The organism is Cupriavidus sp. OTU4054 (assembly GCF_038440175.1).
GTDB lineage: Bacteria > Pseudomonadota > Gammaproteobacteria > Burkholderiales > Burkholderiaceae > Cupriavidus > Cupriavidus pauculus_D.
Map to the genome: position 1 here is coordinate 96560 of NZ_JASATF010000019.1, position 25388 is coordinate 121947.

24 protein-coding genes are annotated in these 25388 nt (G+C 66.7%); 17 read left to right on the forward strand and 7 right to left on the reverse strand.

Annotation, left to right across the window (positions count from 1 at the left end):
• Positions 1–87: 87 nt before the first annotated feature.
• The 7 genes from AAHB16_RS21500 to cobA are packed head-to-tail and all read left to right on the forward strand — an operon-like array spanning position 88 to position 7157.
• Positions 88–861 (forward strand): sulfite exporter TauE/SafE family protein, encoded by a 774-nt coding sequence (locus tag AAHB16_RS21500; protein ID WP_150370853.1) that lies wholly within the window; start codon positions 88–90, stop codon positions 859–861.
• Between the two features lie 41 nt (positions 862–902).
• Complete coding sequence (locus AAHB16_RS21505; protein WP_342051919.1) at positions 903–2582, forward strand: nitrite/sulfite reductase; 1680 nt, start codon at positions 903–905, stop codon at positions 2580–2582.
• 18 nt (positions 2583–2600) lie between these two features.
• Entirely contained in the window at positions 2601–3194 is a 594-nt protein-coding gene (locus tag AAHB16_RS21510; protein WP_150370855.1) for a DUF934 domain-containing protein, read from the forward strand.
• Complete coding sequence (locus tag AAHB16_RS21515; protein ID WP_150370856.1) at positions 3191–3997, forward strand: phosphoadenylyl-sulfate reductase; 807 nt, start codon at positions 3191–3193, stop codon at positions 3995–3997. The genes AAHB16_RS21510 and AAHB16_RS21515 overlap by 4 nt, the downstream gene beginning before the upstream one ends.
• A gap of 16 nt (positions 3998–4013) precedes the next feature.
• Entirely contained in the window at positions 4014–4997 is a 984-nt protein-coding gene (gene cysD / locus AAHB16_RS21520) for a sulfate adenylyltransferase subunit CysD (RefSeq protein ID WP_150370857.1), read from the forward strand.
• Positions 4998–5031: 34 nt separating this feature from the next.
• Entirely contained in the window at positions 5032–6336 is a 1305-nt protein-coding gene (locus AAHB16_RS21525) for a sulfate adenylyltransferase subunit 1 (protein WP_150370858.1), read from the forward strand.
• A 26-nt stretch (positions 6337–6362) separates the two neighbouring features.
• A complete protein-coding gene (gene cobA / locus AAHB16_RS21530; protein ID WP_150370859.1) occupies positions 6363–7157 on the forward strand; it encodes a uroporphyrinogen-III C-methyltransferase in 795 nt (264 codons plus the stop codon).
• On the opposite strand, the gene AAHB16_RS21535 is transcribed toward cobA, so the two are convergent.
• The 3 genes from AAHB16_RS21535 to lptF are packed head-to-tail and all read right to left on the reverse strand — an operon-like array spanning position 7158 to position 9835.
• Positions 7158–7550, reverse strand: coding sequence for a sirohydrochlorin chelatase (locus tag AAHB16_RS21535; RefSeq protein ID WP_342051920.1), 393 nt, complete (start codon positions 7548–7550; stop codon positions 7158–7160). It lies immediately after the preceding gene.
• A 3-nt stretch (positions 7551–7553) separates the two neighbouring features.
• The gene (gene lptG / locus AAHB16_RS21540; protein WP_150370861.1) at positions 7554–8717 is read right to left on the reverse strand and encodes an LPS export ABC transporter permease LptG; all 1164 of its coding nucleotides are present in this window, start codon (positions 8715–8717) and stop codon (positions 7554–7556) included.
• Positions 8714–9835, reverse strand: coding sequence for an LPS export ABC transporter permease LptF (lptF, locus tag AAHB16_RS21545; RefSeq protein ID WP_342051921.1), 1122 nt, complete (start codon positions 9833–9835; stop codon positions 8714–8716). The genes lptG and lptF overlap by 4 nt, the downstream gene beginning before the upstream one ends.
• 168 nt (positions 9836–10003) lie before the next feature.
• Here lptF and AAHB16_RS21550 point away from each other — a divergent pair, with 168 nt between their 5' ends.
• From AAHB16_RS21550 to AAHB16_RS21560, 3 genes are read left to right on the forward strand one after another with little or no spacing between them, the layout of a single operon-like run.
• Positions 10004–11536, forward strand: coding sequence for a leucyl aminopeptidase (locus tag AAHB16_RS21550; protein WP_150370863.1), 1533 nt, complete (start codon positions 10004–10006; stop codon positions 11534–11536).
• Between the two features lie 25 nt (positions 11537–11561).
• A complete protein-coding gene (locus AAHB16_RS21555) occupies positions 11562–11999 on the forward strand; it encodes a DNA polymerase III subunit chi (protein WP_150370864.1) in 438 nt (145 codons plus the stop codon).
• Complete coding sequence (locus AAHB16_RS21560; protein ID WP_342051922.1) at positions 11996–12571, forward strand: hypothetical protein; 576 nt, start codon at positions 11996–11998, stop codon at positions 12569–12571. The genes AAHB16_RS21555 and AAHB16_RS21560 overlap by 4 nt, the downstream gene beginning before the upstream one ends.
• Positions 12572–12589: 18 nt before the next feature.
• Here AAHB16_RS21560 and lgt read toward each other — a convergent pair whose 3' ends face one another.
• Positions 12590–13402: a prolipoprotein diacylglyceryl transferase gene (lgt, locus tag AAHB16_RS21565; RefSeq protein WP_150370866.1), complete on the reverse strand. Its 813-nt coding sequence runs from the start codon at positions 13400–13402 to the stop codon at positions 12590–12592.
• Positions 13403–13427: 25 nt separating this feature from the next.
• Entirely contained in the window at positions 13428–14357 is a 930-nt protein-coding gene (locus AAHB16_RS21570) for a LysR family transcriptional regulator (RefSeq protein WP_342051923.1), read from the reverse strand.
• A gap of 120 nt (positions 14358–14477) precedes the next feature.
• Between AAHB16_RS21570 and ilvD the strand changes: the two genes are divergently transcribed.
• Together ilvD and AAHB16_RS21580 are read left to right on the forward strand one after the other, a co-directional pair.
• Positions 14478–16151 carry a dihydroxy-acid dehydratase gene (gene ilvD, locus AAHB16_RS21575; protein ID WP_150370868.1) on the forward strand — a complete coding sequence of 558 codons (1674 nt, stop codon included), beginning with the start codon at positions 14478–14480 and terminating at the stop codon, positions 16149–16151.
• A 244-nt stretch (positions 16152–16395) separates the two neighbouring features.
• Positions 16396–17016, forward strand: coding sequence for a DUF1120 domain-containing protein (locus tag AAHB16_RS21580; protein WP_342051924.1), 621 nt, complete (start codon positions 16396–16398; stop codon positions 17014–17016).
• A gap of 3 nt (positions 17017–17019) precedes the next feature.
• Here the strand turns inward: AAHB16_RS21580 and AAHB16_RS21585 are convergent, their stop codons facing one another.
• The gene (locus AAHB16_RS21585) at positions 17020–18072 is read right to left on the reverse strand and encodes a M48 family metallopeptidase (RefSeq protein ID WP_342051938.1); all 1053 of its coding nucleotides are present in this window, start codon (positions 18070–18072) and stop codon (positions 17020–17022) included.
• A gap of 12 nt (positions 18073–18084) precedes the next feature.
• Complete coding sequence (locus AAHB16_RS21590; RefSeq protein ID WP_342051925.1) at positions 18085–19116, reverse strand: YjgN family protein; 1032 nt, start codon at positions 19114–19116, stop codon at positions 18085–18087.
• A gap of 653 nt (positions 19117–19769) precedes the next feature.
• Between AAHB16_RS21590 and AAHB16_RS21595 the strand changes: the two genes are divergently transcribed.
• Genes AAHB16_RS21595 through AAHB16_RS21615 form a run of 5 tightly spaced genes read left to right on the forward strand, consistent with a single transcriptional unit; the run spans position 19770 to position 25331 of the window.
• On the forward strand, positions 19770–20471 hold the full coding sequence (locus AAHB16_RS21595) for a GntR family transcriptional regulator (RefSeq protein WP_342051926.1): 702 nt from the start codon (positions 19770–19772) through the stop codon (positions 20469–20471).
• Entirely contained in the window at positions 20468–21904 is a 1437-nt protein-coding gene (locus AAHB16_RS21600) for a malonyl-CoA decarboxylase domain-containing protein (protein ID WP_342051927.1), read from the forward strand. The genes AAHB16_RS21595 and AAHB16_RS21600 overlap by 4 nt, the downstream gene beginning before the upstream one ends.
• Before the next feature lie 40 nt (positions 21905–21944).
• Positions 21945–22937: a Bug family tripartite tricarboxylate transporter substrate binding protein gene (locus AAHB16_RS21605; RefSeq protein WP_150370873.1), complete on the forward strand. Its 993-nt coding sequence runs from the start codon at positions 21945–21947 to the stop codon at positions 22935–22937.
• Positions 22937–23719, forward strand: a complete 783-nt coding sequence (locus AAHB16_RS21610; RefSeq protein WP_150370874.1) for an enoyl-CoA hydratase/isomerase family protein — start codon at positions 22937–22939, stop codon at positions 23717–23719. Before AAHB16_RS21605 ends, AAHB16_RS21610 begins: the two co-directional genes overlap by 1 nt.
• Positions 23720–23777: 58 nt before the next feature.
• Complete coding sequence (locus AAHB16_RS21615; RefSeq protein WP_150370875.1) at positions 23778–25331, forward strand: malonate--CoA ligase; 1554 nt, start codon at positions 23778–23780, stop codon at positions 25329–25331.
• Positions 25332–25388: the final 57 nt, after the last annotated feature.

The window sequence follows — 25388 nt, forward strand, 5'->3', positions numbered from 1 at the left end:
CTTTGTTAATGAATGGCCCAGTGTCTTCGCGCGCCGCCCCCCGCAGGCGCCCGAGCATCCCGGCAAGGGGCCACGCCGAGAGCTTGCATGTCCCTCGCCTATACCGTTTCCGGTCTGCTGGTCGGTCTCCTCGTCGGTTTGACCGGCGTGGGTGGGGGTTCGCTCATGACGCCGCTGCTGACGCTGCTGTTCGGCTTCTCGCCCGCCACGGCGGTCGGCACTGACCTCGCCTTCGCCGCCATCACCAAGGGCTTCGGCACGATCGCGCACCGCGCGCATGGCCACGTGCAGTGGCACGTGGTGCGCCGCCTCTGCATCGGCAGCCTGCCCGCCGCGGTCGCGGCCATCCTTGTCCTCAAGAGTGCCGGCGAGCTCGACGCCCAGTGGCTGCACGCGATCCGCCTGACCATCGGCGTGTCGGTGCTGCTGACCGTCGCCTCGCTGCTGTTCCGCAAGCAGATGCTCGACTGGCTCGCGCGTCATCCCCGTTTCCAGCTCGAAGGCCGCGCGCAGACGATTGCGACGGTCATCGTCGGCGCCGTGATCGGCGTGCTCGTGACCGTGTCGTCGATCGGCGCGGGCGCGGTCGGCGCGACGCTGATCCTGCTGCTGTACCCCCATATGAAGCCGGCCGAAGTGGCCGGCACCGACATCGCGTACGCGGTGCCGCTGACCGCGCTGGCCGGCCTTGGCCATGTGTGGCTCGGTACCGTGCACTGGAACCTGCTCCTCGCGCTGCTGGTGGGCTCGATCCCCGGCATCTGGCTTGGCGCGCAACTGTCGCGGGCACTGCCCGAGCGGCTCGTGCGCGCGGCCCTGGCAACGACCTTGACGCTCGTCGCGATCAAGCTCGTCTCCTGAGCGCCCCCGATTAAACGACGAATACTGAACGGACCCACACCATGTATCAGTACGACCAGTATGACCAACGCATCGTCAACGAACGCGTTGCCCAGTTTCGTGACCAGGTACAGCGCCGTCTCTCCGGCGAACTGACCGAGGAAGAATTCCTGCCGCTGCGGCTGCAGAACGGCCTGTACATGCAGCGCCATGCGTACATGCTGCGCGTGGCGATTCCGTATGGCCTGCTGTCGTCGAAGCAGCTGCGCATGCTCGCGCATATCGCGCGCACGTACGACCGCGGCTACGGCCATTTCTCGACGCGCCAGAACATCCAGTACAACTGGATGGACCTCGAGCGCGTGCCCGACGTGCTGGCCGACCTCGCCAGCGTCGAGATGCACGGCATCCAGACCTCGGGCAACTGCGTCCGCAACATCACGACCGACCACTTCGCCGGCGTGGCGCCGGACGAGTACGTCGATCCGCGCGTGCTGGCCGAACTGCTGCGCCAGTGGAGCACGTTCCAGCCCGAATTCGCGTTCCTGCCGCGCAAGTTCAAGATCGCGATCAACGCCTCGGCGACCGATCGCGCCGTGATCCAGATGCACGATATCGGCATCGAGGCCTACCGCAACGCGGAAGGCGAGACGCGCCTGCGTATCTGGGCCGGTGGCGGCCTGGGCCGCACGCCGATCCTCGGCACCGTGATCAAGGAAGACCTGCCGTGGCAGCACCTGCTGTCGTACGTCGAGTCGGCCATTCGCGTGTACAACCGCTATGGCCGCCGCGACAACAAGTACAAGGCGCGTATCAAGATCCTCGTGAAGGCCATCGGCGCGGAGAAGTTCGCCAAGGAAGTCGAGGAAGAATGGCAGTTCAGCAAGGACGGTCCCGGCACGATCACGCAGGAAGAATTCGACCGCGTGGCGCAGTACTTCGCGCCCCCGGCCTACGAGAAGCTGCCCGATACCGATGCGTCCTACGAAAAGCATTTGCTCGAGGACAAGGCGTTCGCGCGCTGGGTCAGCCGTAACGTGCATGGCCACAAGGTGACGGGCTATGCGGCCGTCACGCTGTCGACGAAGCCCGGTCCCGCATCGCCCCCGGGCGACGCCACCGACGTGCAGATGGATGCGGTGGCCGATCTGGCCGACCGCTTCGGCTACGGCGAACTGCGCGTGGCGCACGAGCAGAACCTGATCCTGCCGGACGTGAAGAAGCGCGACCTGTTCGACCTGTGGCAGCTCGCGAAGAAGGCCGGCCTGGCCACCGCGAACATCGGCCTGCTGACCGACATCATCGCGTGCCCGGGCGGCGACTTCTGCTCGCTGGCCAACGCCAAGTCGCTGCCGATCGCGGCCGCGATCCAGGAGCGCTTCGAGGACCTCGACTACGTCTACGACCTCGGCGAACTCTCGCTGAACATCTCCGGCTGCATCAACGCCTGCGGCCATCACCACGTCGGCAATATCGGCGTGCTCGGCGTGGACAAGGACGGTTCCGAGTGGTACCAGGTGACGCTCGGCGGCGCGCAAGGCAACAACGCGGCGCTCGGCAAGGTCATCGGCCCGTCGTTCAGCGCCGAGGAAATGCCCGATGTGGTCAGCCGCATCATCGACACGTTCGTCGCCAACCGCGTCGAGGACGAGCCGTTCATCCAGACGCTGTCGCGCATCGGTATCACGCCGTTCAAGGAACGCGTGTACGCCGACAAGCAGCGCGAGCGCGCCGAAGCCTGAAGACCGGAGAAAACGAACATGGCAAAGATCATTCAACTGCAACGCAGCGCCACGGAAGTGCGTCCGGTCATCGTCGACGACAACTGGACCGTGCTGCGCGCGACCGAAGCGGAACCGCTCGACGAGGCGCGTATCGCCGCCGCCGCACAGGGTAAGGACGCCGTGCTGTTCCCGCTGTCGGTATGGAAAGCCAGCGAAGCGCTGCTGGCTGGCCGTGACCCGGCCATCACCGGCGTGTGGCTGGCCCCGGAAGACGAGCCGGCCGATGCCGAGGTCCTGTTCAAGCAGGTTTCGGTGGTGGCGGTGGACTTCCCGGTGTTCCGTGATGGCCGCGGCTTCTCGACGGCCTATCTGCTGCGCACGCGCTATCACTGGGCGGGCCAGCTGCGCGCCATCGGCGACGTGCTGCGCGACCAGCTCAACTTCATGAAGCGTTGCGGCTTCGATGCGTTCGCGGTGCGCGCGGACAAGAACATCGAGGACGCGATCAAGGGCTTCACCGAATTCACCGTGGCCTACCAGGCGTCGGTGGATGAGCCCCTGCCGCTGTTCCGCCGCGCCCGCGCGGAGGTAACGGCGCACGGGGCTGCGCATCAAGGCGGGGCGGCATGAGCGTCGTCCTGTCAGACATTCCCGTTGTCGATGCCTCCGCGGAGGTGTCGTCCCTGCGTCCCCCAGCGCTGTGGACGATGCCCCTGTACACGGGCTCGATCGAGGCCCTCGAGGCCAAGGAACAGGCGCTGGCCGAACGGCTGGCGGGCATTGCGTCGCGCTTTTTCCGCGCGCGCTTCGCCACGAGCCTGGCCGCCGAGGACATGGTGCTGACGGACGCGATCCTGCGCGGCAACGAAGGCGTGCGCGCGGGTATCCGCGTGTTCACGCTGAACACGGGCCGCCTGCATGCCGAAACGCTGGCGGTGCTGGACAAGGTGCATGCGCACTACGGCTACGTGATCGAGCAGTTCACGCCCGATGCGGAAGCGGTCGAGAACTACGTGAAGCGCCACGGCGAGAACGCGTTCTACGAGAGCGTGGACCTGCGCAAGTCCTGCTGCGGCATTCGCAAGGTCGAGCCGCTCAACCGCGCGCTGTCCCACGCCGATGCGTGGATGACGGGCCAGCGCCGCGAGCAGGCCGTCACGCGCCTGGAGCTGCCGTTCGAAGAGATGGACGATGCGCGCGGCATTCCGAAGTTCAACCCGCTGGCGGACTGGAGCGAGGCCGAAGTCTGGGCCTACCTGACGCGCCACAACGTGCCCGTCAACGCGCTGCATGCCAAGGGTTACCCGAGCATCGGCTGCGAGCCGTGTACGCGCGCGACCAAGGCCGGCGAGGATGTACGCGCCGGGCGCTGGTGGTGGGAGTCGAAGGACTCCAAGGAATGCGGGTTGCACGAACAGAACATCAAGCATTAAAACGAGGCCACACGACATGGGCATCATGAACGAAATCGCCGAAGCAGAAGTTACCGCCAACGTTGCCAGCAACGTCGAGCACCTGCTGCAGGTACAGAACGACCACCTCGACCGGCTGGAAGCCGAGTCGATCTACATCATCCGCGAGGTGGTGGCCGAGTGCCGCAATCCCGCGCTGCTGTTCTCGGGCGGCAAGGATTCGATCGTGATGCTGCACCTGGCGCTCAAGGCGTTCCGGCTCGGCGATCGCAAGACCGAACTGCCGTTCCCGCTCGTGCATATCGACACGGGCCACAACTATCCGGAAGTGATCGCGTTCCGCGACCAGCGCGTGGCCGAGATCGGCGCGCGCCTCGTGGTGGGCCATGTCGAGGACTCGATCAAGCGCGGCACCGTGCGCCTGCGCAAGGAAACCGACTCGCGCAATGCCGCGCAGGCCGTGACGCTGCTGGAAACCATCGAGGCGCACAAGTACGACGCGCTGATGGGCGGCGCGCGCCGCGACGAAGAGAAGGCCCGCGCGAAGGAGCGCATCTTCTCGTTCCGCGACGAATTCGGCCAGTGGGATCCCAAGGCGCAGCGCCCGGAACTGTGGAGCCTCTACAACGCGCGCATGGCGCAGGGCGAGCAGATGCGCGTGTTCCCGATCTCGAACTGGACCGAGCTCGACGTGTGGCAGTACATCGCGCGCGAGAACCTGGCGCTGCCGCCGATCTACTACGCGCACCAGCGCGAGGTCGTGCGCAAGAATGGCCTGCTCGTGCCCGTGACGCCCATCACGCCGAAGCAGGATGGCGACGAGAGCGAAGTGCTGTCGGTCCGCTTCCGTACCGTGGGCGATATCAGCTGCACGTGCCCGGTGGCGAGCACGGCGGCTTCGCCGGTGGAGATCATCGCGGAAACCGCGGTGACGGAGATCACCGAGCGTGGCGCGACCCGCATGGACGACCAGACTAGCGAAGCCTCGATGGAACGCCGCAAGAAGGAAGGCTACTTCTGATCGCGACCCCCGACGCCACGGAACAGGATTACTCATGAGCACCCAATCGAATCACCAAGGCCTGCTGCGCTTTATCACCGCAGGCTCCGTCGACGACGGCAAGAGCACGCTGATCGGCCGCCTGCTGTACGACAGCAAGGCCGTGCTGTCCGACCAGCTGACCGCGCTGGCAAACGCCAAGAACAAGCGCACCGCGGGCGAGCAGATCGACTTCTCGCTGCTGACGGACGGCCTCGAGGCCGAGCGCGAGCAGGGCATTACCATCGACGTGGCATATCGCTACTTCTCCACCGCGCGCCGCAAGTTCATCATCGCGGACACGCCGGGTCACGAGCAGTACACGCGCAACATGGTCACGGGCGCTTCCACGGCGCACGCCGCAATCGTGCTCGTCGATGCGACGCGCGTCACGGTCACGAACGGCCGCGCCGAGCTGCTCGCGCAGACCAAGCGCCATTCGGCGATCCTCAAGCTGCTGGAACTGCAGCACGTGATCGTCGCGGTCAACAAGATGGACCTCGTCGACTACAGCGAACAGCGCTTCAACGAGATCCGCACCGCCTACACCGAGCTGGCCGAACAGCTGGGGCTGAAGGACGTGCAGTACGTGCCCGTGTCCGCGCTGCGTGGCGACAACATCGTGCATGCGAGCGATGCCATGCCGTGGTATCAGGGCGAGCCGCTGCTGCCCCTGCTCGAAGCGCTGCCGGTGCAGGACTTCGCGCCCGCGGGCGACGCGGCGCTGCGCTTCCCGGTGCAGCTCGTCATCCGCCAGGATGGCGCGCAATCGGACGACTTCCGCGGCTACGCGGGTCGCGTGGAAGCGGGTACCGTGCGCGTGGGCCAGAAGCTCCGCGTGCTGCCCGCGAACCGCGAGGCCGTGGTCGCCGAGGTGCTGACGCCGAACGGCAGCGCGGATGCCGCGCATGCGGGCGACACCGTCACCGTGCGCCTGTCCGAGGATGTGGATGTATCGCGGGGTGATATGTTCGTCGCCGCCGAGACCGCTGCCGTGGCGGCCAAGAAGCTGCAGGCGGACCTCTGCTGGTTCGACGACGAGTCGCTGAACCCGGCGCGCAAGTACGTGCTCAAGCACACCACGGCCAGCGTGTTCGCGCGCGTGTCGGCTGTGGATCGCGTGCTCGACGTTCATACCCTGTCGCATGAAACCGGCCGCCACGATATCCGTCTCAACGACATTGGCGCGGTGCAGATCTCGCTGCAGAAGCCGATCGTGTGCGATGCGTATGGCGACAACCCGGCGACGGGCGCGTTCGTGCTGATCGACGAAGCCACCAACCACACGGTGGCAGCGGGTATGATCCGTGCTTACGCTTGACCGGTAACGCCACGCAGGCACTGAACATGAATTCCCCACAAGACAAGGCAAAACGGCACGCGCCGGGCAAGGTGTACCTGATTGGTGCGGGCCCCGGCGCGGCGGACCTCATTACGGTGCGCGGCGCACGCCTGCTGGGCGAGGCCGAGGTCGTGCTGCACGATGCGCTGGTGTCGCCCGAGATGCTCGCCTGGTGTCCCCAGGCCGAGCTGATCGAAGTGGGGAAGCGTTGCGGCCAGCGTTCCACCGCGCAGCTGTTCATCAACCGCCAGATCGTCGATCTGGCGGGCAAGTACGCGCGCGTGGTGCGCCTCAAGGGTGGCGATCCGATGCTGTTCGGGCGCGCCGACGAGGAGCTTCAGGCGCTGGAAGCCGCGGGCATCGAGTATGAAGTGGTGCCCGGCATCACGGCGGCCCTCGCGGCCGCCAGCGCGATCGCGCGCCCGCTGACCAAGCGCGGCGTGTCGCGCAGCGTGGCGTTTGCCACACAGGCCAAGGCCGCCGACGAGGTCGACGTCGATGCCGACGTCAAGGCGGACACCATCGTCTACTACATGGGACGCGATCAGGCGGCCCGTATCGCCGCTCAGCTGATCGCGCGCGGCAAGCCCGCTACCACCCCCGCCTGGGTCGTGGAAGCCGCCACCACGCCGCGCCAGCGCAGCCACCAGTTCACGCTGCGCGAGATGGCCGCCGGCGAGGCCGCGGCATGGATGGATCCGGTGCAGCCGAGCCTGCTGATGATCGGGGAAGCGCTGGGACAGCGCGAGACGGAAGCGGTACCCGCCGACGGTCGGCCGGACGCCATCCGCGCGGCCTGATCAGGCCCGGATCGACGCCGCGCAATACGCGGCAATGGCATCCAGTACGCTGTCCGATTCGCCCACAGCCGTTGCCGTATCGATCCGCATATCCGGATACTGCTGGCGGCACTGTTCCACGAGGGCCGGAAAGTCGCGCCGCAAGTGCCCCCCTTGCCCGAAGAACACCGGAACGATCGTGACGTGCGCACGGCCGTCCGCGGCGACTTCGGCAAGCACCTCGGGCAATGCCGGCGTCATCAATTCCAGAAATGCGAGCCGCACGTCGCAGCCGGGCAGTAGTGCCGTGAGCTTGCCATGCAGCCGATCGAACGGCTCGCGCCAGCGCGCATCGCGCGCGCCGTGGGCGAACAGGATCAGCGCCTGCGAGGCGGGGAAGGGCGTGCCGGCCATGGGCTAGTGCCGATCCACCCAGCGCAGCGCCGTGAGGCCCACCAGCAGGTAGAGCGTCCCCGGGACCAGCGCCGAGATGATGGGCGGCCACGTGTGCAGCAGGCCGACGTGGGAGAACAGCGTGTTGGACAGGTGGAACGACAGGCCCAGCATGATGCCGCCGAACACCTTGACGCCCACCGCGCCGGCCCGCGCATGCAGGTACGCGAACGGCAGCGCCAGCGCGACCATCACGAACAGCGTGAGCGGGTAGACCACCTTTTTCCAGAACGCGATCTCGTACCGCTGCGTGTCCTGCTTGTTGTCGCGCAGGTGGCGGATATAGCGGAACAGGTCCACCGTGGACATCCGCTCCGGCGTCACGAGCAGCACCGACAGGATCTGCGGCGTGAGCTCCGAATGCATGACCATGTTCGGGAACCTGGCCTGCTCGGCGCGGAAGTCCGGCGCCAGCGCGTCGCGGCGAACGCCCGCTTCGTGCGGCAGCTCGATGAAGCGGGTCTCGTTGACCTGGTTCAGCTGCCAGGACTGGCCACCCTGGTAGCGGCCTTCCTGCGCCACGCGAATCACGCGCAGCCGGTAGTTGCTGTCGAACTCGTAGATCGTGATGCCGTTGATGCTCTGGTCCGCCTTGAGGCCCTGCACGTTGACGAAGCGCGTGACCTCGCCGCCGGCGGCGCCGGGCGTGTTGTCCTTGTCGCGGTCCTTGACCCAGACGCCCGAGCGGAAGCCCGACGACACCGTCGCGCCAATCGCCTGGAGCTTGATCTTCTGCGCGTACTGCTCGGCCGCGGGGCCGATGAACTCGCCAAAGATGAATGTCGTGATCGCAAGCGGCACCGCGAGCTTGAACAGCGAGAACAGCGCCTGCCGCGTGTTGAGGCCCGCCACGCGGAAGATCGTGTACTCGGACTGGCTGGCCAGTTGCGAGAACACGTAGATCGCGCTGATCAGTACCGCGATCGGCAGCACCTCGTAGACGCGGGTCGGCGCCTCCAGCATCACGTGGAAGAACGCGATCAGCGACGTGTAACCGCCCTGCACGCTCTCGAGCTCGTTGAGCATGTCGAAGAACACGAACAGCGCGAGCACCGCGAACAGGATGAACGAGAAGACGCCGTAGATCAGCCGCGCGAAATACCGCTCGTAGACGTAGAGGACCTTCATGCGCGGCCCCCGTTCGCCTTGCGGCGGCCAAGGCCAAACACGGCGCGCCAGCCGCCGAGGCTGCGGTTCTGACGGTAACGGAACATCATCACCGCGCCGAAGAACACGATGAGGTGAACCGGTACGAGCGCGGTCCAGAAATGCAGCGAGCCCGAACGCACCCAGGCCTGGGCGAGGTTGATCACGTTGCTGTAGGTCAGGTAGATCAGTACCGCGAATACCAGCGGCGTGTACCGGCCGAGGCGCGGGTTCACGTACGCGAGCGGAATCGCGATCATCACGAAATTGAAGGCCAGGATCGGCAGCGAGATGCGCCAGAGCAGCTCGCCCATGTTCTCGCGCGTCGGGTTGCGCAGCAGATCGAGGGTCGGGCGGCTCTTGGCCGGCAGGTCGGCTTCGGTTTCAGGCGGTTTGGTATCGACCTTGACTGCGTAGCGCTCGAATTCGAGGATGCGATAGTCGAGCTGGCCCGGCGTGCCCGCGTAGCGGCGGCCGTTTTCCATCACGACGAGGCGGTCGCCGTTGGGCATCGTCTCGAAGTGGCCCTGATGGGACAGCGCCACGCCGATCTTGTTGGCTTCGGCGTTGGCGACGAACACGTTCTGCGCGTTCTTCATCTGGCCGTCGATGCCTTCGATGAACAGCACGTAGTTGCCGTTGGCGGGCTCGATGAAACGGCCCGACGCGATCATCGACAGCACGCCGCGCTGCTGGAAGCGGTCGCGAAACAGCGCGCTCTGCTCGTTGGCCCAGGGCCACGCGAACATCCCCAGCAGCAGGGACATGACGATGAACGGCGTGGCGAACTGCAACACGGGTTTCACGAAGTCCCGCAGCGAGATGCCGGCGGAGAACCACACCACCATCTCCGAGTCCTTGTACCAGCGCGTCAGAACGATCAGCGTCGAGATGAACAGCGAGGCGGATAGCAGGATCGACAGGTAACCGATGGTCGCCAGTCCGATCAGCATCAGCACGTCGTTGGGGCTGGCCTTGCCGTTGGCGGCGAGCCCCAGGATGCGGATGACGAGCGACGTGAGCATGAAGGTCAGCATGACCAGGAACACCGCACCGGCGGTGTACGCGAGCTCGCGTCGCAGAGCTTGTTGAAAGATCATGCGGATTCGGTTCCGGGCTGCCGGCCGGAGCGGGCGATGTGCCGGGGCGCCGAGGAAGCTGGCAGGACCGCGGGGCTGTCAGCGTGGCGTGTCGGCGGCGGCGAGTCGCGGATGAAAATCGCGGATAATGGGGGCTTTCTTTTCGACGAGCCCCTGGAAGGAAGCGCGATGGAATTTAGCACAAAAGCCCTGGATTGGAGCAAGGCCGGCCAAAATGGTTTCCTGGCGACCAAGACCGACTGCCTCGTGGTCGGTCTGTTCGAAGGCCAGAATCTGGCCGGCGTGGCCAAGGCACTGGATGTTGCCACCAAGGGGCTGGTGGCACGTCTGGTCAAGCAGGGCGACTTCGAAGGCAAGCGCGGCACGCATATCATGCTGCATGAAGTGCCCGGAATCGGCGCCGCCCGCGTATTGCTCGTGGGTTTAGGCAAGGAAGCCGACTTTCACGACAAGGCGTTCGCGGAGGCCGTACGCACCGCGATTCGTGCGCTGGCCGGCACGCGTGCCGCCACGGCGCTGTGGGCACTGGCCCCGCAGGCCCCGACCCAGCGCGACGTGGCCTGGTCGGTGATCACGACGATCACGCTCGTGCGCGACGCCGGCTACCGCCTGCTGGAGCGCCATCCGGAGCTCAAGCGCGCCCCGCGCGGCGCCAACGGCGCGGACCGCCCGTCGCTGCGCAAGATCGTGCTGGCCGTGGATTCGGCGGACGCCAAGGCCGCCACCCAGGCCGTGGTGCGCGGTACCGCGATCGCCAACGGCATGGACCTGGCCCGCGACCTCGGCAACCTGCCGTCGAACATCTGCACGCCGACCTACCTGGCCGATGCCGCCCGCGGGATCGCCAAGCGCCACAAGCTCAAGGCCGAGATCCTCGGCCGCAAGCAGATCGAGGCGCTGAAGATGGGCGCCTTCCTGGCCGTGACCAAGGGCAGCGTGGAGCCGCCCCAGTTCATCGTGCTGCGCTATGACGGCGCGGGCGCCAAGCAGGCGCCCGTGGTGCTCGTGGGCAAGGGCATCACCTTCGATACCGGCGGTATTTCGCTGAAGCCGGGCGAGGGCATGGATGAAATGAAGTACGACATGTGCGGCGCCGCCTCGGTGCTCGGCACCATCCAGGCCGTGGCCGAGATGGGCCTGCGCCTGAACGTGATCGCCGTGGTGCCGACCTGCGAGAACATGCCGAGCGGCGTGGCGACCAAGCCGGGCGACGTGGTGACCAGCATGTCCGGCCAGACCATCGAGATCCTGAACACCGACGCCGAAGGCCGCCTGATCCTGTGCGACGCGCTGACCTACGTCGAGCGCTTCAAGCCGGCCGCCGTGATCGATGTGGCCACGCTCACGGGCGCCTGCATCATCGCGCTGGGCCATGTGAACAGCGGCCTGTACGCGCGCAACGACATGCTGGCCGACCAGCTGCTGGACGCGGGCAAGAAGGCGCTGGACACCGCCTGGCGCCTGCCGCTGGACGACGAGTACCAGGACCAGCTCAAGTCCAATTTCGCCGACATGGCGAACATTGGCGGCCGTCCCGCGGGCAGCGTGACGGCGGCGTGCTTCCTCGCGCGCTATACCGAGAAGTACGACTGGGCCCACCTGGATATCGCCGGTACCGCCTGGAAGAGCGGCGCGGCCAAGGGCGCCACGGGCCGCCCGGTGCCGCTGCTCGCGCGCTTCCTGATGGACCGCGTGGGCTGACGGGCACGGAGAGCGGAGCCGCACGATGACGCGTATCGACTTCCACAGCAACGTGCCCGACACGCTCGGCTATGTTTGCCGGCTGGTCCGCAAGGCCTATGGCGCCGGGCAGAAGATGGTGGTGCACGGCTCGCCCCAGCAGCTGTCGCAGCTGGACCAGCGGCTGTGGACGTTCTCCGCGCTGGACTTCCTGCCGCACTGCGGGCTCGACAGCCCGCAGGCGGCGGTGACGCCGATCGTGCTGGCCGCGACGCTCGACGGGGTGCCGCACCATCAGATCCTGATCAACCTCGAGGCGGAAGCGCCCGCGGAGTTCGCGCGCTTCGAGCGGATGATCGAAGTGGTCGGCGCCTCGCCGGAAGCGCGCGAAGCGGGCCGCGCGCGATATCGTTTCTACCGCGAGCGCGGGTATCCGCTCGCGCATCATGACATCGGACAGTCCGCCAAAGGAGAGTCGGCATGAGCGAGCGCACCACTTCGCGGGTGATTCCGCGGCCCGGGCCCCACGACAGCATTCCGCTGCTGACCGAGGTCATCGACCTGCCCGCGACGGATGCTGACGCGGCATCGCCGGGCGGCGTGATCGATACCACGGGCATGCCCGCATCGGGGGTGATCACGCATGTCGGGAACGTGGGCGACGGGAGCGAAGGGGCGAGCGATCTGGGCGACATGGTCGCGCTGAACGACGTGGTGGAGCTGACCGACGTGGTCGAGCTCACTGAGGTGGTAGCGCTCGACGACCGCCTCGAGGACGATGGCGGCGGTCCGCCGATTCTCGACGCCACGCCTTATCTGTCCGGGGAGGACGATCTGCGTGCCGTGCGCAGCGAGCTGCTGACGCGCGTGATGATGCGGTTCCGCACCGAGTGGCCGCAGGTCGTGGAGGCGCATACCGAGGCGACGCTGCAGTCGCGCCTCGCGCCGCTGACGGCGCAGCTGGCCGCGGAACTGACGCAGGCGCTGGAAGCGCGCCTGGTCGAATGGCTCGATGCCACGCTCGAAGAAATCGAGCGCGACCCGGGCGGGATGTAACGCAGGGTGTGACGCGCCTCAGGCGCGCGCCGCATCCCGGCTGCCGGCGCGGCGGTATGCCCACACCATCATGATCACGCCGGCCAGGATCATCGGCAGGCTCAGCCACTGCCCCATCGAGAAGTTCAGCGCCAGCAGGCCGAGGAAGTTGTCCGGCTCGCGCGTGTACTCGGCGAGGAAGCGGAACACGCCGTAGCCGAGCAGGAACAGCCCGGACACTGCCGCCGTGGGACGCGGCTTGCGCGAATAGAACCACAGGATGATGAACAGCGCGACGCCTTCGCCCGCAAACTGATACAGCTGCGACGGATGGCGCGGGATATTGTCGCCGGCCTGCGGGAAGATCATGCCCCACGGCAGGTCGGTCGGGCGGCCCCACAGTTCGCCGTTGATGAAATTGCCGATACGCCCGGCCGCGAGCCCGCACGGGATCAGCGGCGCGATGAAGTCGGTCACCTCGAACCAGCTGCGGCCGCGCAGGCGCGCAAACACCCAGACCGCGACGAGCACGCCGAGGAAGCCGCCATGGAAGGCCATGCCGCCTTCCCACACCTTGAAGATTTCGAGCGGATGCGAGAGGTAGTACGTGGGCTTGTAGAACAGCACGTAGCCGAGCCGCCCGCCGAGAATCACGCCCAGCACACCGTAGAACAGCAGGTCGTCCAGATCGCGCGTGGTCCAGCCGCGCAGGAAGTTATGCGGCTGGCGGACGCGCAGGCGGCCGAACCACAGGAACATGATGAAGCCGGCCAGGTACATGAGGCCGTACCAGCGGATGGCCAGCGGTCCCAGGTGGATGGCGACCGGATCGAATTGCGGGTGAACGAGCATGGGTTCCGAGAGAGTTAAATGGATGCTATGAGCGGGGTGCCTGCATCGTGCCAGCCTCATGCGTCAGCGCCATGGCGCCGGCGATGTCGATGAACGACCGCAATACCGGCGCCACGCCCGCGGCGCCTTCGCGCCAGACGAGACCGGTCTCGATATCGGGCCCCGCTTCCCGCAGCGCGAGGTACGAGACACCGGTCCGCCGCAGATTGCGCAGCGATGCGGGCACGAGTGCCACGCCCATGCCGGCCGACACGAGACTGACGATGGTCTGCATCTGGATCGCTTCCTGCGCGACCGTGGGCGTCAGCCCCTCGCGGGCATAGTAGCCCGTAATGATGTCATAAAACGCCGGCGCGCTTCGCCGCGGGAAGACGATCAGCGGTTCATGGGCGGCATCGCGGAGCGAGATCGCGGACGTCGCGGGCCGCCAGCCATCGGGCACGGCGAGCACCAGCGGCTCGCGCACGAGCGGCAGGTACGAGAGCCCGTGGGGCATCGCGGGCATTTGCGGGCGGATGACGAGCCCCGCGTCGATGGTGCCGTCCATCAGCGCGTCGAACTGGATGTCGCTCGTCGCTTCGCGCAGATGGAGCTGCACGTCGGGATGCCGCGCGCGGAAGCGCCGCAGCAGGTCGGGCAGGATGCCGTAGTCGGCCGTGCTGACGAACGCCAGCGTCAGCGACCCGATCTCGCCGCGCGCGAAGCGCTGGGCGAGCGCCGACAGCGCACCGGCGTCGGCCAGCACGCGGCGCACCTCGGGCAGCCACTGCTGTCCGGCCGGCGTCAGCATGACGGAGCGGCGCGTGCGCGCGAACAGCCGGACGCCGATTTCCTCCTCCAGCGCCTGGATGTGTTGCGAGAGCGGCGGCTGCGTCATGGCGAGCCGCTGCGCGGCGCGGCCGAAATGCAGTTCTTCCGCCACCGTGACAAAGTACCGCAGTTGCCGCAGGTCCACGTGTTGCTCCCGCATCTCTGATATGTTTTTCGACTCAATAAGGGTTGAATAATATATTTGACACCCGAACACGCAAAGGGCCATGCTGTCGTCCACAAGAAAACATCGGAGATCCCCACCATGGCATTCAACAAGCGGTCCCGGCACATCACGCAGGGCGTGGCCCGTTCCCCCAATCGTTCGATGTACTACGCGCTCGGCTACGAGAAGGAAGACTTCGACAAGCCGATGATCGGCATTGCCAACGGGCACTCGACGATCACCCCTTGCAATTCCGGCCTCCAGCGCCTGGCCGACGCGGCCGTGAACGCCGTCAAAGCATCGGGAGCCAACCCGCAGATCTTCGGCACGCCGACGATCTCCGACGGCATGTCGATGGGCACCGAGGGCATGAAGTACTCGCTGATCTCGCGCGAGGTCATCGCCGACTGCATCGAGACCGCGGTGCAAGGCCAGTGGATGGACGGCGTGGTCGTCATCGGCGGCTGCGACAAGAACATGCCCGGTGGCATGATCGCGCTCGCGCGCACCAATGTGCCCGGCATCTATGTGTACGGCGGCACGATCAAGCCCGGCAACTGGAAGGGCAAGGACCTGACGATCGTCTCGGCATTCGAGGCCGTGGGCGAATTCACGGCCGGCCGCATGAGCGAGGAAGACTTCGAGGGCGTGGAGCGCAATGCCTGCCCGTCGTCGGGCTCGTGCGGCGGCATGTACACGGCCAACACGATGAGTTCGTCGTTCGAGGCGCTCGGCATGTCGCTGCTGTATTCGTCGACGATGGCGAACCCGGACGACGAAAAGGTGGATAGCGCGGCCGAGTCGGCGCGCGTGTTGTACGAGGCCATCAAGCGCGACATCAAGCCGCGCGACATCATCACGAAGCAGTCGATCGAGAACGCGGTGTCGCTGATCATGGCGACCGGCGGGTCCACCAACGCGGTGCTCCATTACCTCGCGATCGCGCATTCGGCCGAGGTCGAATGGACCATCGACGATTTCGAGCGCATCCGCCGCAAGGTGCCCGTGATCTGCAACCTCAAGCCGTCGGGCCAGTACGTGGCCACCGACCTGCATCGCGCGGGCGGCATTCCGCAGGTGCTCAAGATCCTGCTGAACGCGGGCCTGCTGCACGGCGACTGCCTGACGATCACGGGCCGCACGCTCGCGGAGGAACTCGCGCACGTGCCCGACCAGCCGCGCGCGGATCAGGACGTGATCCTGCCGATCGACAAGGCACTCTACAAGCAGGGTCACCTCGCGATCCTCAAGGGGAACCTGGCCGAAGAGGGCGCGGTGGCCAAGATCACGGGCCTCAAGAATCCGGTCATCACGGGCCCCGCGCGCGTGTTCGACGACGAGCAGAGCGCGATGGATGCGATCCTCGCCGATCGCATCCAGTCCGGCGACGTGCTGGTGCTGCGGTACCTTGGTCCCAAGGGCGGCCCCGGCATGCCGGAGATGCTTGCCCCGACGTCCGCGATCATCGGCAAGGGGCTCGGCGAATCGGTGGGCTTCATTACCGACGGGCGCTTCTCGGGCGGTACGTGGGGCATGGTGGTGGGCCACGTCGCGCCGGAGGCGTACGTGGGCGGCACCATCGCGCTCGTGCAGGAAGGCGACTCCATCACGATCGACGCGCATCAGCTCAAGCTCCAGCTGAATGTGGACGACGCCGAGCTCGCGCGCCGGCGCGCCGCGTGGAAGGCCCCGGCGCCGCGCTACACGCGCGGGGTGCTGGCCAAGTTCTCGAAGCTCGCCTCCACGGCCAGCAAGGGCGCTGTGACGGATTGACCGCGCGGTAGCGGGCGCGGTGGCTCGAAGGGCTCGCATCGTGCGGGCCCTTCTTGTTTTCGTAGAAATGCTATTTAGTTGATTGCTGACGTTGCACAGAATGCAGGCATCTCAATCGTCCATCGCATTCCGCATCATGTCGCGTGCCGTTCCGAACCCCTCGCCCGACCGGGCACACCCGCCGTCAGCCAGACCGTCCCCCAGGCGATTGCTGCCACGTTGCGAGCGAAACCTCATCGCCGCATTGGCCGCGTTAGCCTCGCTGGCCGCCGGCATCCTCCCTGGCGCCGCCGCCGCGGCCAGCTCGACGCCGTTCTCCATCGGCGCCAGTCTCGTCCCCGCCTCGTGCAACGTCTCGCTCTCGCAGGCAACGCTCGACTTCGGCGACATTCCGGCATCCACACTGAGCAAAACGACGCCCACGAAGCTGCCCGCGCGCGATGTCACCGTTACCGTGGCATGCGATGCGCCTGCCTCGGTGGCGCTGGCGATGACCGACAACCGCCAGGGCAGCGAATCGCGCGACATCGGCAATCCGACGCTGTTCGGTCTGGGCATGGTCAACAGCAGGGCCGTCGGAAATTTCACGCTGGCCACGCGCAATTCGGTCGGTGACGGCAACGGGACCGATCCGATCTCGCGCATCGGCGCCGGTGCATGGGCGCGCCTCAGCGGCGATCTGTCGGGGGCATCGGACTATCAGCTGTCGTGGGCGCCGAAAGGCGGCAACACGCCCGGCACCTTCACGACCCTGCAGCAGACATTCGCGGTCTCGCTCGAGATCGCCGCCATCAACGACCTGCCGCCGCTGAACCAGGGCGTGGCGATCGATGGATCGATGACGTTCTCGGTCGTCTACCTCTGACGCTCAGGGCAAGCGTCCCGCCTCACGAATCGTCTCGATCCGTTCGCGTGTGAGCGGGTGCGAGGCGAGGAAGTCGTTCTCTTCGTCTGGATTGCCCTCCGCGCCGTTTCGTGCCGCGGACTTTCCACCGCGCCGTCCGTGCGCATCTTCCAGCTTCTGCAGGACATCGGCGAGCGCCGACGGCGATAGCCGGTTCGCGCGCAGGATGTCGATCGCGAACGCATCGGCTTCGCGCTCGTGCTCGCGCGAATAGCGCATGGTCAGCATTGCCGCGGGCACACCCGCGAGGATCGTCGAGAAGTCACCGAACACATAGACGGCCGCGGCGCCGATCGCGGAGGCCTGGATCACCTGCCGCAGGCCGTGGCGCTGGGCCACGTGGCCGGCCTCGTGCGCGAGCACGCCCATCATGCCGGTTCCGGTGCCGATCAGTGCGACCAGTTCGTCCGTCACGACGATCGTGCCGCCGGGCAGGGCCAGCGCGTTGGGGCCGATGCCCTTGCCCTTGCGAAACTGGATATCGTAGCGATGGCTGGGATCCGCAGGCAGCGAGAGCGCCGCGAAGCGGTCGCGAATGGCCTTTTGGTCGGCGGCCGACAGCTCGCTCGGGCCGACCATCCGCGCATCGAGGGCGTCGAGCGTCGCCTGGCCCAGCTGCGCCTCGATCGATGCGGGTACGGCATCGGCCAGTATGCGCGCGCCCCACGGCAGCACCAACTCGTAGCAGAGCACGCACGCGGCGACGAGGCCGACGGCTGCGAGACCGACGAGCCGCCAGCTGTTCTGCGCGCGCGCGACCCATCCCTCCCGGTAACCCGTTGCCGCCAGCAGCGCGTCGAACGCGACGTTGTCGGCGATCTCGCAATACGCGCCATCGCTGAACGTGACGAGGCGCGGCGCGCGTCGCGTGCGTTCGGACACGCGCAGCGAGGACAGCGGCGCGCGCCGCAGCTCCTCTCCGTTGCCATCGCGCAGCACGGCGTCGCCGCCGGCAACGTCCAGCGTGACCGCGTGCGCGCGCGACGAGCGCGTGTCGAAGTACGAGGCGGCAACCATGGCGGTCATCGGTCAGAGGGCGATATCGATGTCATACCATTCGGCCGTCGCATCGCCAAGCGCATCGACCTGGTCGATCTCTGCCGCAATGAAATGATCGAGCGGGCCGGCGGCGAACAGCGTCATCGATTCGACGCAATAGCGCGCCACGCGCACGCGCGCGAACGGCAGGAACAGGCCGAGCGTCAGCACGATGAGGATCGCGTTGGTCAGCATGATGAGGAACAGGCGGCCGGTGCGCACGTCGCTGCCGAAGCGATGTTCCGCGAGCGTCGTGGCGCGCCAGATCGTGTTCTGCAGCCGCGCGCGATACAACGGTGCCGCAAGCATGAACGCCAGCCAAAGGCCCAGGACCGCGCCCGATACCGTGAGGACGGATGCGGCGCCTACCGCGGAGCCCAGCAGGGCGCCGAGCGCCGCGCCACCGCCAGCCAGCAGAACGCCCGTGAGCGACACCGCCACGTAGACGCGGTAGAACGCGCTCACCGGCGCGTGGAACGCGAACGGTGCGGTGCCGAATCGTGCGTTGCCGTGCTGGAACTGCTTGAGGCGCTGGTGCGCGAGCGGTGTGAGGATGCCGAGCGTCAGGACCGCGAGCAGCGGCCACAGCAGGAACGCCTTGTAGCCATCGCCATCGCTGCCACGAAACGCGAAGCGCAGGCCGCGATAGCTTGAATTGGCCATGCGGAAGCGCAGCGAACGCACGAGCAGGAACGGCATGACGGCGGCGACGATCAGCAGCGCGACGAGCGGGAGCAGCGGGCTGATGTAGCCGCCCATCTGCAGCGCGCCGAACAGCACGAATGCAATGATCCGGCCCTTGAGGATGGCCAGCGGATTGCCGTGGTAGTCGAACGTCGCGTTATCGACGCGCGTATTGCGATAGAAGTACTGGAGCGTGCGGACCTTGGCCCATGCCGTGTAGATACCGAGCGTAACGAGCCCCAGCAGTGTGTTGACGATCCAGATGCGAAAGTATTCCGACCCCGACCCCGTGAAGGCGAACGGCAACTCGCGTCCACCCTCCTTGTTCTCCCATTGCATATCCGGATTCTCCGTTTTTAGTTGTTTCATCGATGCAACCGATCTGCGCGGCGGAACCATCCTCCCGAATGCGCCGGGCAACGCATTGTCGCACTCGCGCGACGTCCTGATAGGGCATTATGTGGCATATACCCGACAATTTGCCGCGTGATGCGTCGTGGCAACGCTTCGGACGGCCAGCCGGGTCGTAACGGGGGAGATACATTCTGTTACATGCCTGGGGAGATGTAACAAGTCTTCGATCGTCATCATCAATGAAATCAGAGGCTTAACCGTACTGGCACGGTCTTCGCTATAAAGTCTGTTACAAGAATCGCGATTCCACGGACGAAGAGCGGGAGAATCGGTGCCAGGCAGTAGCGGCACTTGCACGGGGAGGCGTGGGACTGGCGCCGGTCGAACCAACCTGGTCCACGCGTGGCTGGCGCACCCGCCGGTCCGCGATGAGATACGCGCGGCATTCTTTCAGGCGCGGGCGACGATCGTCAGGGAGGGCGACGTCGTCCGTCGCACCTCGGCTGGTGTCCTGCTTCACGTTCCCGCTTCACGTTCCGGCTTCATGCCCTTCTGGTTTTCCCTCGTTCGGGTAGACACCGGGTTGTCACGTCCCGGCCGCCGCTCATAATTATGAATTATTGCGGCTTGGAGGCGACATGCGAATCGTCCAGCAGGCGCTGTATCTCGAGGTGTCCGACCGGCTGCGCGCAATGATCGACGATCATGCGCTGATGCCCGGCGCATGGATCGACGAAGTCGCGCTGGCCGCGTCGCTGGGCATCTCGCGCACGCCGTTGCGCGAAGCGCTGAAGGTGCTCGCGGCAGAGGGGCTCGTGCGGCTGGAGCCGCGGCGGGGCTGCTTCGTCAACGAGCTGACCGAGCAGGACCTCGACGAGATCTTTCCGCTGATGGCGCTGCTCGAGGGCCGCTGTGCCTACGAGGCCGCGCGCAACGTCACCGAGGACGACCTCGACGCGCTGGAGGTGCTGCACGCCGAGCTGGCGCGCCACGCGGCCGACGAGCAGATCGACGCGTACTACGAGACGAACTACCAGATTCACGAAGCGATCCAGCGCCTGGCCGGCAACCGCTGGCTATCGGGCGTGGTCAGCGATCTGCGCAAGGTGTTGCGGTTGTCGCGCCACAAGAGCCTGAAGCTCGATGGACGCGTGCACGAATCGTGCGCCGAGCATCTGTCGGTGTTCTCGGCGCTCAAGGCACGCGATTCGGAAGGGGCGGAGGCGCTGATGAAGACGCACGTGCTGCGCCAGCGCGCGGCACTGCGCACGCTGGACGGCGCCGAGCGCTCAAACGTCCTGCGCATGCATGTTTCCTCGTCCGCACAGGAGACCCCATGAACGTCCTCGATACGACCGAACAGAAGGTCAGCGAGAAGGTCGGCGAGAAGGTCAGCGCGCCGCTCGATACCGAACGCGGGAGCGGGGACACGCTGCTTGCGCGGTTTGGCCGCTGGTGGGGCCGGAAGGGCGAGGGCGAGCCGCAGGCGCCCGCGGCGAAGCCCGTCGCCCCCGAAGCCATCGCGCTATCGCCGCGCGTGCTGCGGCGCCAGCGCGAGCAACTGCGGCAATGCTTCGACGCGCGTCTGACCGATGGCGCGGCCAATGCCGCCGCGCAGGCGTGGCGGCAGGAGTACGAGGCCGCCGGCGAGGCCGCGCGGCAGGCCATGCTCGGCGTGCTGGCCGAGGTCGCGGCGCCCGGCAGCGAGGCGGCCACGGTCCACGCGAGCCTCTCGCAGGCGCTATCGAATGCGCGCATCCGCTTCTTCAAGCGGCTCGCGGCGCTGCATGGCCAGCACGGGGACAGCGTCTGCGGGCTGCATTTCCTGATTCACCTGCGCGCGGACATGCTGCGCTGGCACAAGCGCATTCCGGGGCTGCGCGCGCTCGATGACGACCTCGAGGCCCTGTTCTCGAACTGGTTCGACGTGGGGCTGCTCGAGCTGCAGCCCATTACGTGGGACTCGCCGGCGTCGCTGCTCGAGAAGCTCATCCGCTACGAGGCCGTGCACGAGATTTCCTCGTGGACCGATCTGCGCAACCGGCTCGATTCCGATCGCCGTTGCTACGCGTTCTTCCATCCGCGCATCCCGCGCGAGCCGCTGATCTTCGTCGAGGTGGCGTTCGTGCCCGAGATGGCGGCCAACGTGCAGGCGCTGCTCGACGAACTGGCGCCGCTCGAGGACCTGCGCCGGGTGAAGTGGGCGATCTTTTATTCCATCTCGAATACGCAGGCGGGGTTGCGCGGCGTGAGCTTCGGCAACTTCCTGCTCAAGCGCGTGATCGAGGAGCTTCAGCGCGAGTTTCCCAAGCTCAAGCAGTTCGCGACCCTGTCGCCGATTCCCGGGTTTGCCGACTGGCTGCGCAGGCAGGATGCCGCCGCGGTTGCCGGGATGCTCGGCGAAAAGCGCCTGGCGCGCTGGACCGAACGTCATGGCGATGCGCCGGCGGACGGCGCGGCATGGTTCGCGGCGCTCGCGCCGGACAGCGCGGATGCCGTGGTGCGCGATACCGCGCTGACGCTGGCCGCGCACTACCTCGTGCGCGAGCAGAAAGACGGGCTTCCGGCCGATGCGGTCGCTCGCTTTCACCTCGGCAACGGTGCCTGCGTGGAGCGTCTGAACTGGGGCGCCGATCTGTCGCGCAAAGGCCGCGCGCAGGGGGGCGGGATGATGGTGAATTACCTTTACGTGCCCGACGCGCTGGATGACAATCTGGCACGCCTTGGCGCAGGGAATCCGCGCGTCAGCCGCGCGGTGGGCAAGCTGCTGTGATCGATTGACTTTCCGTATGAGAGAGAGAGGAGACAGTGCAATGGTTTTCCATCTGAAAGCGTGCGCGCGGGTGTTGGGGGTAACGGCCATGTTGGCGGGCGCGACGGCAATGAGCGCGGCCCCCGCGCAGGCCGATACGTGGCCGAGCAAGCCGATCACGGTGATCGTGCCGTTCCCGGCCGGCGGCGGTACCGACGCGTTCGCGCGGCCGCTCACGGCCCAGCTGTCGAAACAGCTCGGCAAGCAGTTCGTGATCGACAACCGCGGCGGCGCCGGCGGCACGGTCGGCGCGAGCATCGCGGCCAAGGCCGCGCCCGATGGCTATACGGTGTTTATCGGTGGCGCGCACCATGCGATCGCGCCGTCGTTCTATCCGAAGCTCGACTACGACATCGAGAAGGACTTCATTCCCGTCACCGTCATTGCGCAGCCGCCGCAGGTCGTGGTGGTGAACCCGAAGGTCCAGGCGAAGACGCTGCAGGAACTCATCGCCTATGCGAAGGCGAACCCCGGCAAGCTCAACTACGGTTCCGCGGGGAACGGTTCGTCGCACCATCTGGCTGGCGAACTGTTCAAGCTTGAAACCAAGACGTTCATCACGCATATCCCCTACAAGGGCGCGGGCCCGGCGCTGTCCGACCTGATCGCCGGGCAGGTCGATATCGTGTTCGACGGCCTGGGCTCGTCCGCGCAGCACATTCGCGGCGGCCGCATCAACGCGCTCGCGGTGGCGGCCACCAAGCGTTCGCCCGCGTTCCCGAACGTGCCGACCGCTGCCGAGGCCGGCGTGAAGAATTTCGAGGTGTCCACGTGGTACGCGATGTGGGTGCCGAAGAATACGCCGAAGGACATCGTCGACAAGCTCTACGCGGAAACGCGCAAGGCGCTCGATTCGCCTGAAATGAAGGCGATCTGGCTCAACAACGGCTCCGAGATCCCGAACTTCACGCCCGAACAGTTCGGCCAGTTCCAGCGCGCGGAGATCAAGCGCTGGGCGGAAGTGGTGCAGCGCTCGGGCGCGAAGATCGACTGATGCGCGGCACGGTTTCGTTTGCGCGCGAAGGCGCGGTCGCCACGGTCACGCTCGCGCACGCGGGCAAGCTCAATGCAATTTCCGTGGCGATGTGGCAGTCGCTCGCAAGCGGTTTTGCCGCATTGTCGGCCGATGCCTCGCTGCGCTGCGTGGTCATTCGCGGCGCCGACGGCAACTTTGCCGCGGGTGCCGATATCGCCGAGTTCCCGCAGGTACGCGGTGACGAAGCGGCCCTGCGGCACTATCACATGGAGACGATCGCGCCCGCGCTCGCCGCCATCGCCGGCTGCACGCACCCGACCGTCGCGATGATCGAAGGGGTGTGCGTCGGCGGCGGGCTCGAGATCGCGTGCAACTGCGACCTGCGCATCGCCGCGGACGACAGCCGCTTCGGCGTCCCCATCAACCGGCTCGGCTTTCCGATGGCGCCGGGCGAACTGCGCGGGCTGCTGGCCCTCGCGGGGCGCGCGGTGACGCTCGAGATCCTGCTCGAAGGCCGCGTGTTCGGCGCGGCGGAGGCCGAGCGCAAGGGGTTGCTCACGCGCGTGGTGCCCCACGCCGCGCTCGCGGAAGAACTGCATGCCACGGTAAGCCGGCTATGCGCCGGCGCGCCGCTGGCCGCGCGCATCAACAAGACGACGATCGCGCGTCTGGCCCCTGCGCCGGACCCGCTGACCGAGGCCGAACTCGACGCGCATTTCGCCTACGCGCGCAGCCGCGACCATGCCGAAGGCGTAGCCGCGTTTCTCGCGCGCCGGCCACCTGCTTTCACCGGGGAGTAAGATGTCGGCCGGCCCCAGTGGCGCCGCCTGCTTCCCGTTCTCACCGATCCACATTTTCATGAACGCCAATCTGTTCGCCCTGTTCGAATCCCGCTTTCCGGCCGACCGTACGGCCTGCTGCATCGAGACCCATGACGGCCTCTACTACACGTGGGATGACCTCGACCGCGCCACGGCCAAGCTGGCCAACCTGCTGACGGCGCTGAAGCTGCCCGCCGGCGCGCGCGTGGCCGTGCAGGTGGAGAAGTCGCCGGAAGCGCTGTTCCTGTACCTGGCCACGCTGCGCGCGGGTTATGTGTATCTGCCGCTGAACACCGCGTATCAGGAAGCGGAGATCGACTACTTCGTCGGCAACGCCGAACCGTCGGTGGTCGTGTGCAGCAGCGCGAATTTTGGCTGGGTGTCGAAGGTGGCATTCCGCCATGGCACGGAACATGTGTTCACGCTCGACGACGACCGCTCGGGCTCGCTGCTCGCGCGCGCGGCCGCGCATCCGGACAGGTTCGAGACCGTGGCCCGCGAGGACGACGACCTTGCCGCGATCCTGTACACGTCCGGCACCACGGGCCGCAGCAAGGGCGCCATGCTCACGCACCACAACCTTGCCGCCAATGCGTTGACGCTGCATGCGTACTGGGGCTGGCGCAGCGACGACGTGCTGCTGCACATGCTGCCGATCTTCCATGTGCATGGCCTGTTCGTGGCGTCGCATGGCGCGCTGCTGGCCGGTGCCAAGATGATCTGGGCGCCGAAGCTCGATATGGCGCAGATCCTGAAATTCCTGCCGCGCTCGACCGTGATGATGGGCGTGCCCACGTATTACGTGCGCATGCTGCAGGAGCCGCGCTTCGACGACGACACCTGCCGCCGCATGCGGCTGTTCGTGTCGGGTTCGGCGCCGCTGCTGCTGGAGACGTTCGACGCGTTCCGCGAGCGCACGGGCCATACGATTCTCGAGCGCTATGGCATGAGCGAGACCGTGATGCTCGTGTCGAATCCGTACGACAGCGCGCTCGGCGAGCGGATCGGCGGCACCGTGGGCAAGCCGCTGCCGGGCGTCTCCGTGCGCGTGGTCGATGGCGAAGGCCATGCCTGCCCGCCGGGCGAGATCGGCAATATCGAGGTCAGGGGACCGAACGTGTTCAAGGGCTACTGGCGCATGCCCGAGAAGACGGCCGAGGAATTCACGGCCGACGGCTGGTTCCGTACGGGCGACGTGGGCCGCTTCGGAGGCGCGATCGTCAGCCATGCGGGCGAGCGCAAGGTGCCCGACGACTACGTCACGATCGTGGGCCGCAGCAAGGACCTGATCATCTCCGGCGGCTACAACGTGTACCCGAAGGAGATCGAGAGCTTTATCGACGAGATGCCGGGTGTGGCGGAGTCCGCCGTGATCGGCGTGCCGCACAAGGATTTCGGCGAGGCCGTGGTGGCGGTGGTGGTGCGCAAGCCGGGCAGCGAGTTCGATGAAGCGGGTCTGATCGGCACGCTGAAGACGCGCATCGCCAACTTCAAGGTGCCCAAGCGCGTGCATGTCGTGGACGAGCTGCCGCGCAACACGATGGGCAAGGTACAGAAGAACGTGCTGCGCCAGCAGTTCGGCATGCTGTAACGCCGAGGCGCATCGAGGGGGTGTTCCCCTCTCCCGCCGGGAGAGGGGACGATGGGA

What these genes read in the sequence shown, in the direction of transcription:
- AAHB16_RS21500 (WP_150370853.1), top strand. Translation starts at nt 88, where the DNA reads ATGTCCCTCGCCTATACCGTTTCCGGTCTGCTGGTCGGTCTCCTCGTC.
- AAHB16_RS21505 (WP_342051919.1), top strand. Translation starts at nt 903, where the DNA reads ATGTATCAGTACGACCAGTATGACCAACGCATCGTCAACGAACGCGTT.
- AAHB16_RS21510 (WP_150370855.1), top strand. Translation starts at nt 2,601, where the DNA reads ATGGCAAAGATCATTCAACTGCAACGCAGCGCCACGGAAGTGCGTCCG.
- AAHB16_RS21515 (WP_150370856.1), top strand. Translation starts at nt 3,191, where the DNA reads ATGAGCGTCGTCCTGTCAGACATTCCCGTTGTCGATGCCTCCGCGGAG.
- cysD (WP_150370857.1), top strand. Translation starts at nt 4,014, where the DNA reads ATGGGCATCATGAACGAAATCGCCGAAGCAGAAGTTACCGCCAACGTT.
- AAHB16_RS21525 (WP_150370858.1), top strand. Translation starts at nt 5,032, where the DNA reads ATGAGCACCCAATCGAATCACCAAGGCCTGCTGCGCTTTATCACCGCA.
- cobA (WP_150370859.1), top strand. Translation starts at nt 6,363, where the DNA reads ATGAATTCCCCACAAGACAAGGCAAAACGGCACGCGCCGGGCAAGGTG.
- AAHB16_RS21535 (WP_342051920.1), bottom strand. Translation starts at nt 7,550, where the DNA reads ATGGCCGGCACGCCCTTCCCCGCCTCGCAGGCGCTGATCCTGTTCGCC.
- lptG (WP_150370861.1), bottom strand. Translation starts at nt 8,717, where the DNA reads ATGAAGGTCCTCTACGTCTACGAGCGGTATTTCGCGCGGCTGATCTAC.
- lptF (WP_342051921.1), bottom strand. Translation starts at nt 9,835, where the DNA reads ATGATCTTTCAACAAGCTCTGCGACGCGAGCTCGCGTACACCGCCGGT.
- AAHB16_RS21550 (WP_150370863.1), top strand. Translation starts at nt 10,004, where the DNA reads ATGGAATTTAGCACAAAAGCCCTGGATTGGAGCAAGGCCGGCCAAAAT.
- AAHB16_RS21555 (WP_150370864.1), top strand. Translation starts at nt 11,562, where the DNA reads ATGACGCGTATCGACTTCCACAGCAACGTGCCCGACACGCTCGGCTAT.
- AAHB16_RS21560 (WP_342051922.1), top strand. Translation starts at nt 11,996, where the DNA reads ATGAGCGAGCGCACCACTTCGCGGGTGATTCCGCGGCCCGGGCCCCAC.
- lgt (WP_150370866.1), bottom strand. Translation starts at nt 13,402, where the DNA reads ATGCTCGTTCACCCGCAATTCGATCCGGTCGCCATCCACCTGGGACCG.
- ilvD (WP_150370868.1), top strand. Translation starts at nt 14,478, where the DNA reads ATGGCATTCAACAAGCGGTCCCGGCACATCACGCAGGGCGTGGCCCGT.
- AAHB16_RS21585 (WP_342051938.1), bottom strand. Translation starts at nt 18,072, where the DNA reads ATGGTTGCCGCCTCGTACTTCGACACGCGCTCGTCGCGCGCGCACGCG.
- AAHB16_RS21590 (WP_342051925.1), bottom strand. Translation starts at nt 19,116, where the DNA reads ATGCAATGGGAGAACAAGGAGGGTGGACGCGAGTTGCCGTTCGCCTTC.
- AAHB16_RS21595 (WP_342051926.1), top strand. Translation starts at nt 19,770, where the DNA reads ATGCGAATCGTCCAGCAGGCGCTGTATCTCGAGGTGTCCGACCGGCTG.
- AAHB16_RS21600 (WP_342051927.1), top strand. Translation starts at nt 20,468, where the DNA reads ATGAACGTCCTCGATACGACCGAACAGAAGGTCAGCGAGAAGGTCGGC.
- AAHB16_RS21605 (WP_150370873.1), top strand. Translation starts at nt 21,945, where the DNA reads ATGGTTTTCCATCTGAAAGCGTGCGCGCGGGTGTTGGGGGTAACGGCC.
- AAHB16_RS21610 (WP_150370874.1), top strand. Translation starts at nt 22,937, where the DNA reads ATGCGCGGCACGGTTTCGTTTGCGCGCGAAGGCGCGGTCGCCACGGTC.
- AAHB16_RS21615 (WP_150370875.1), top strand. Translation starts at nt 23,778, where the DNA reads ATGAACGCCAATCTGTTCGCCCTGTTCGAATCCCGCTTTCCGGCCGAC.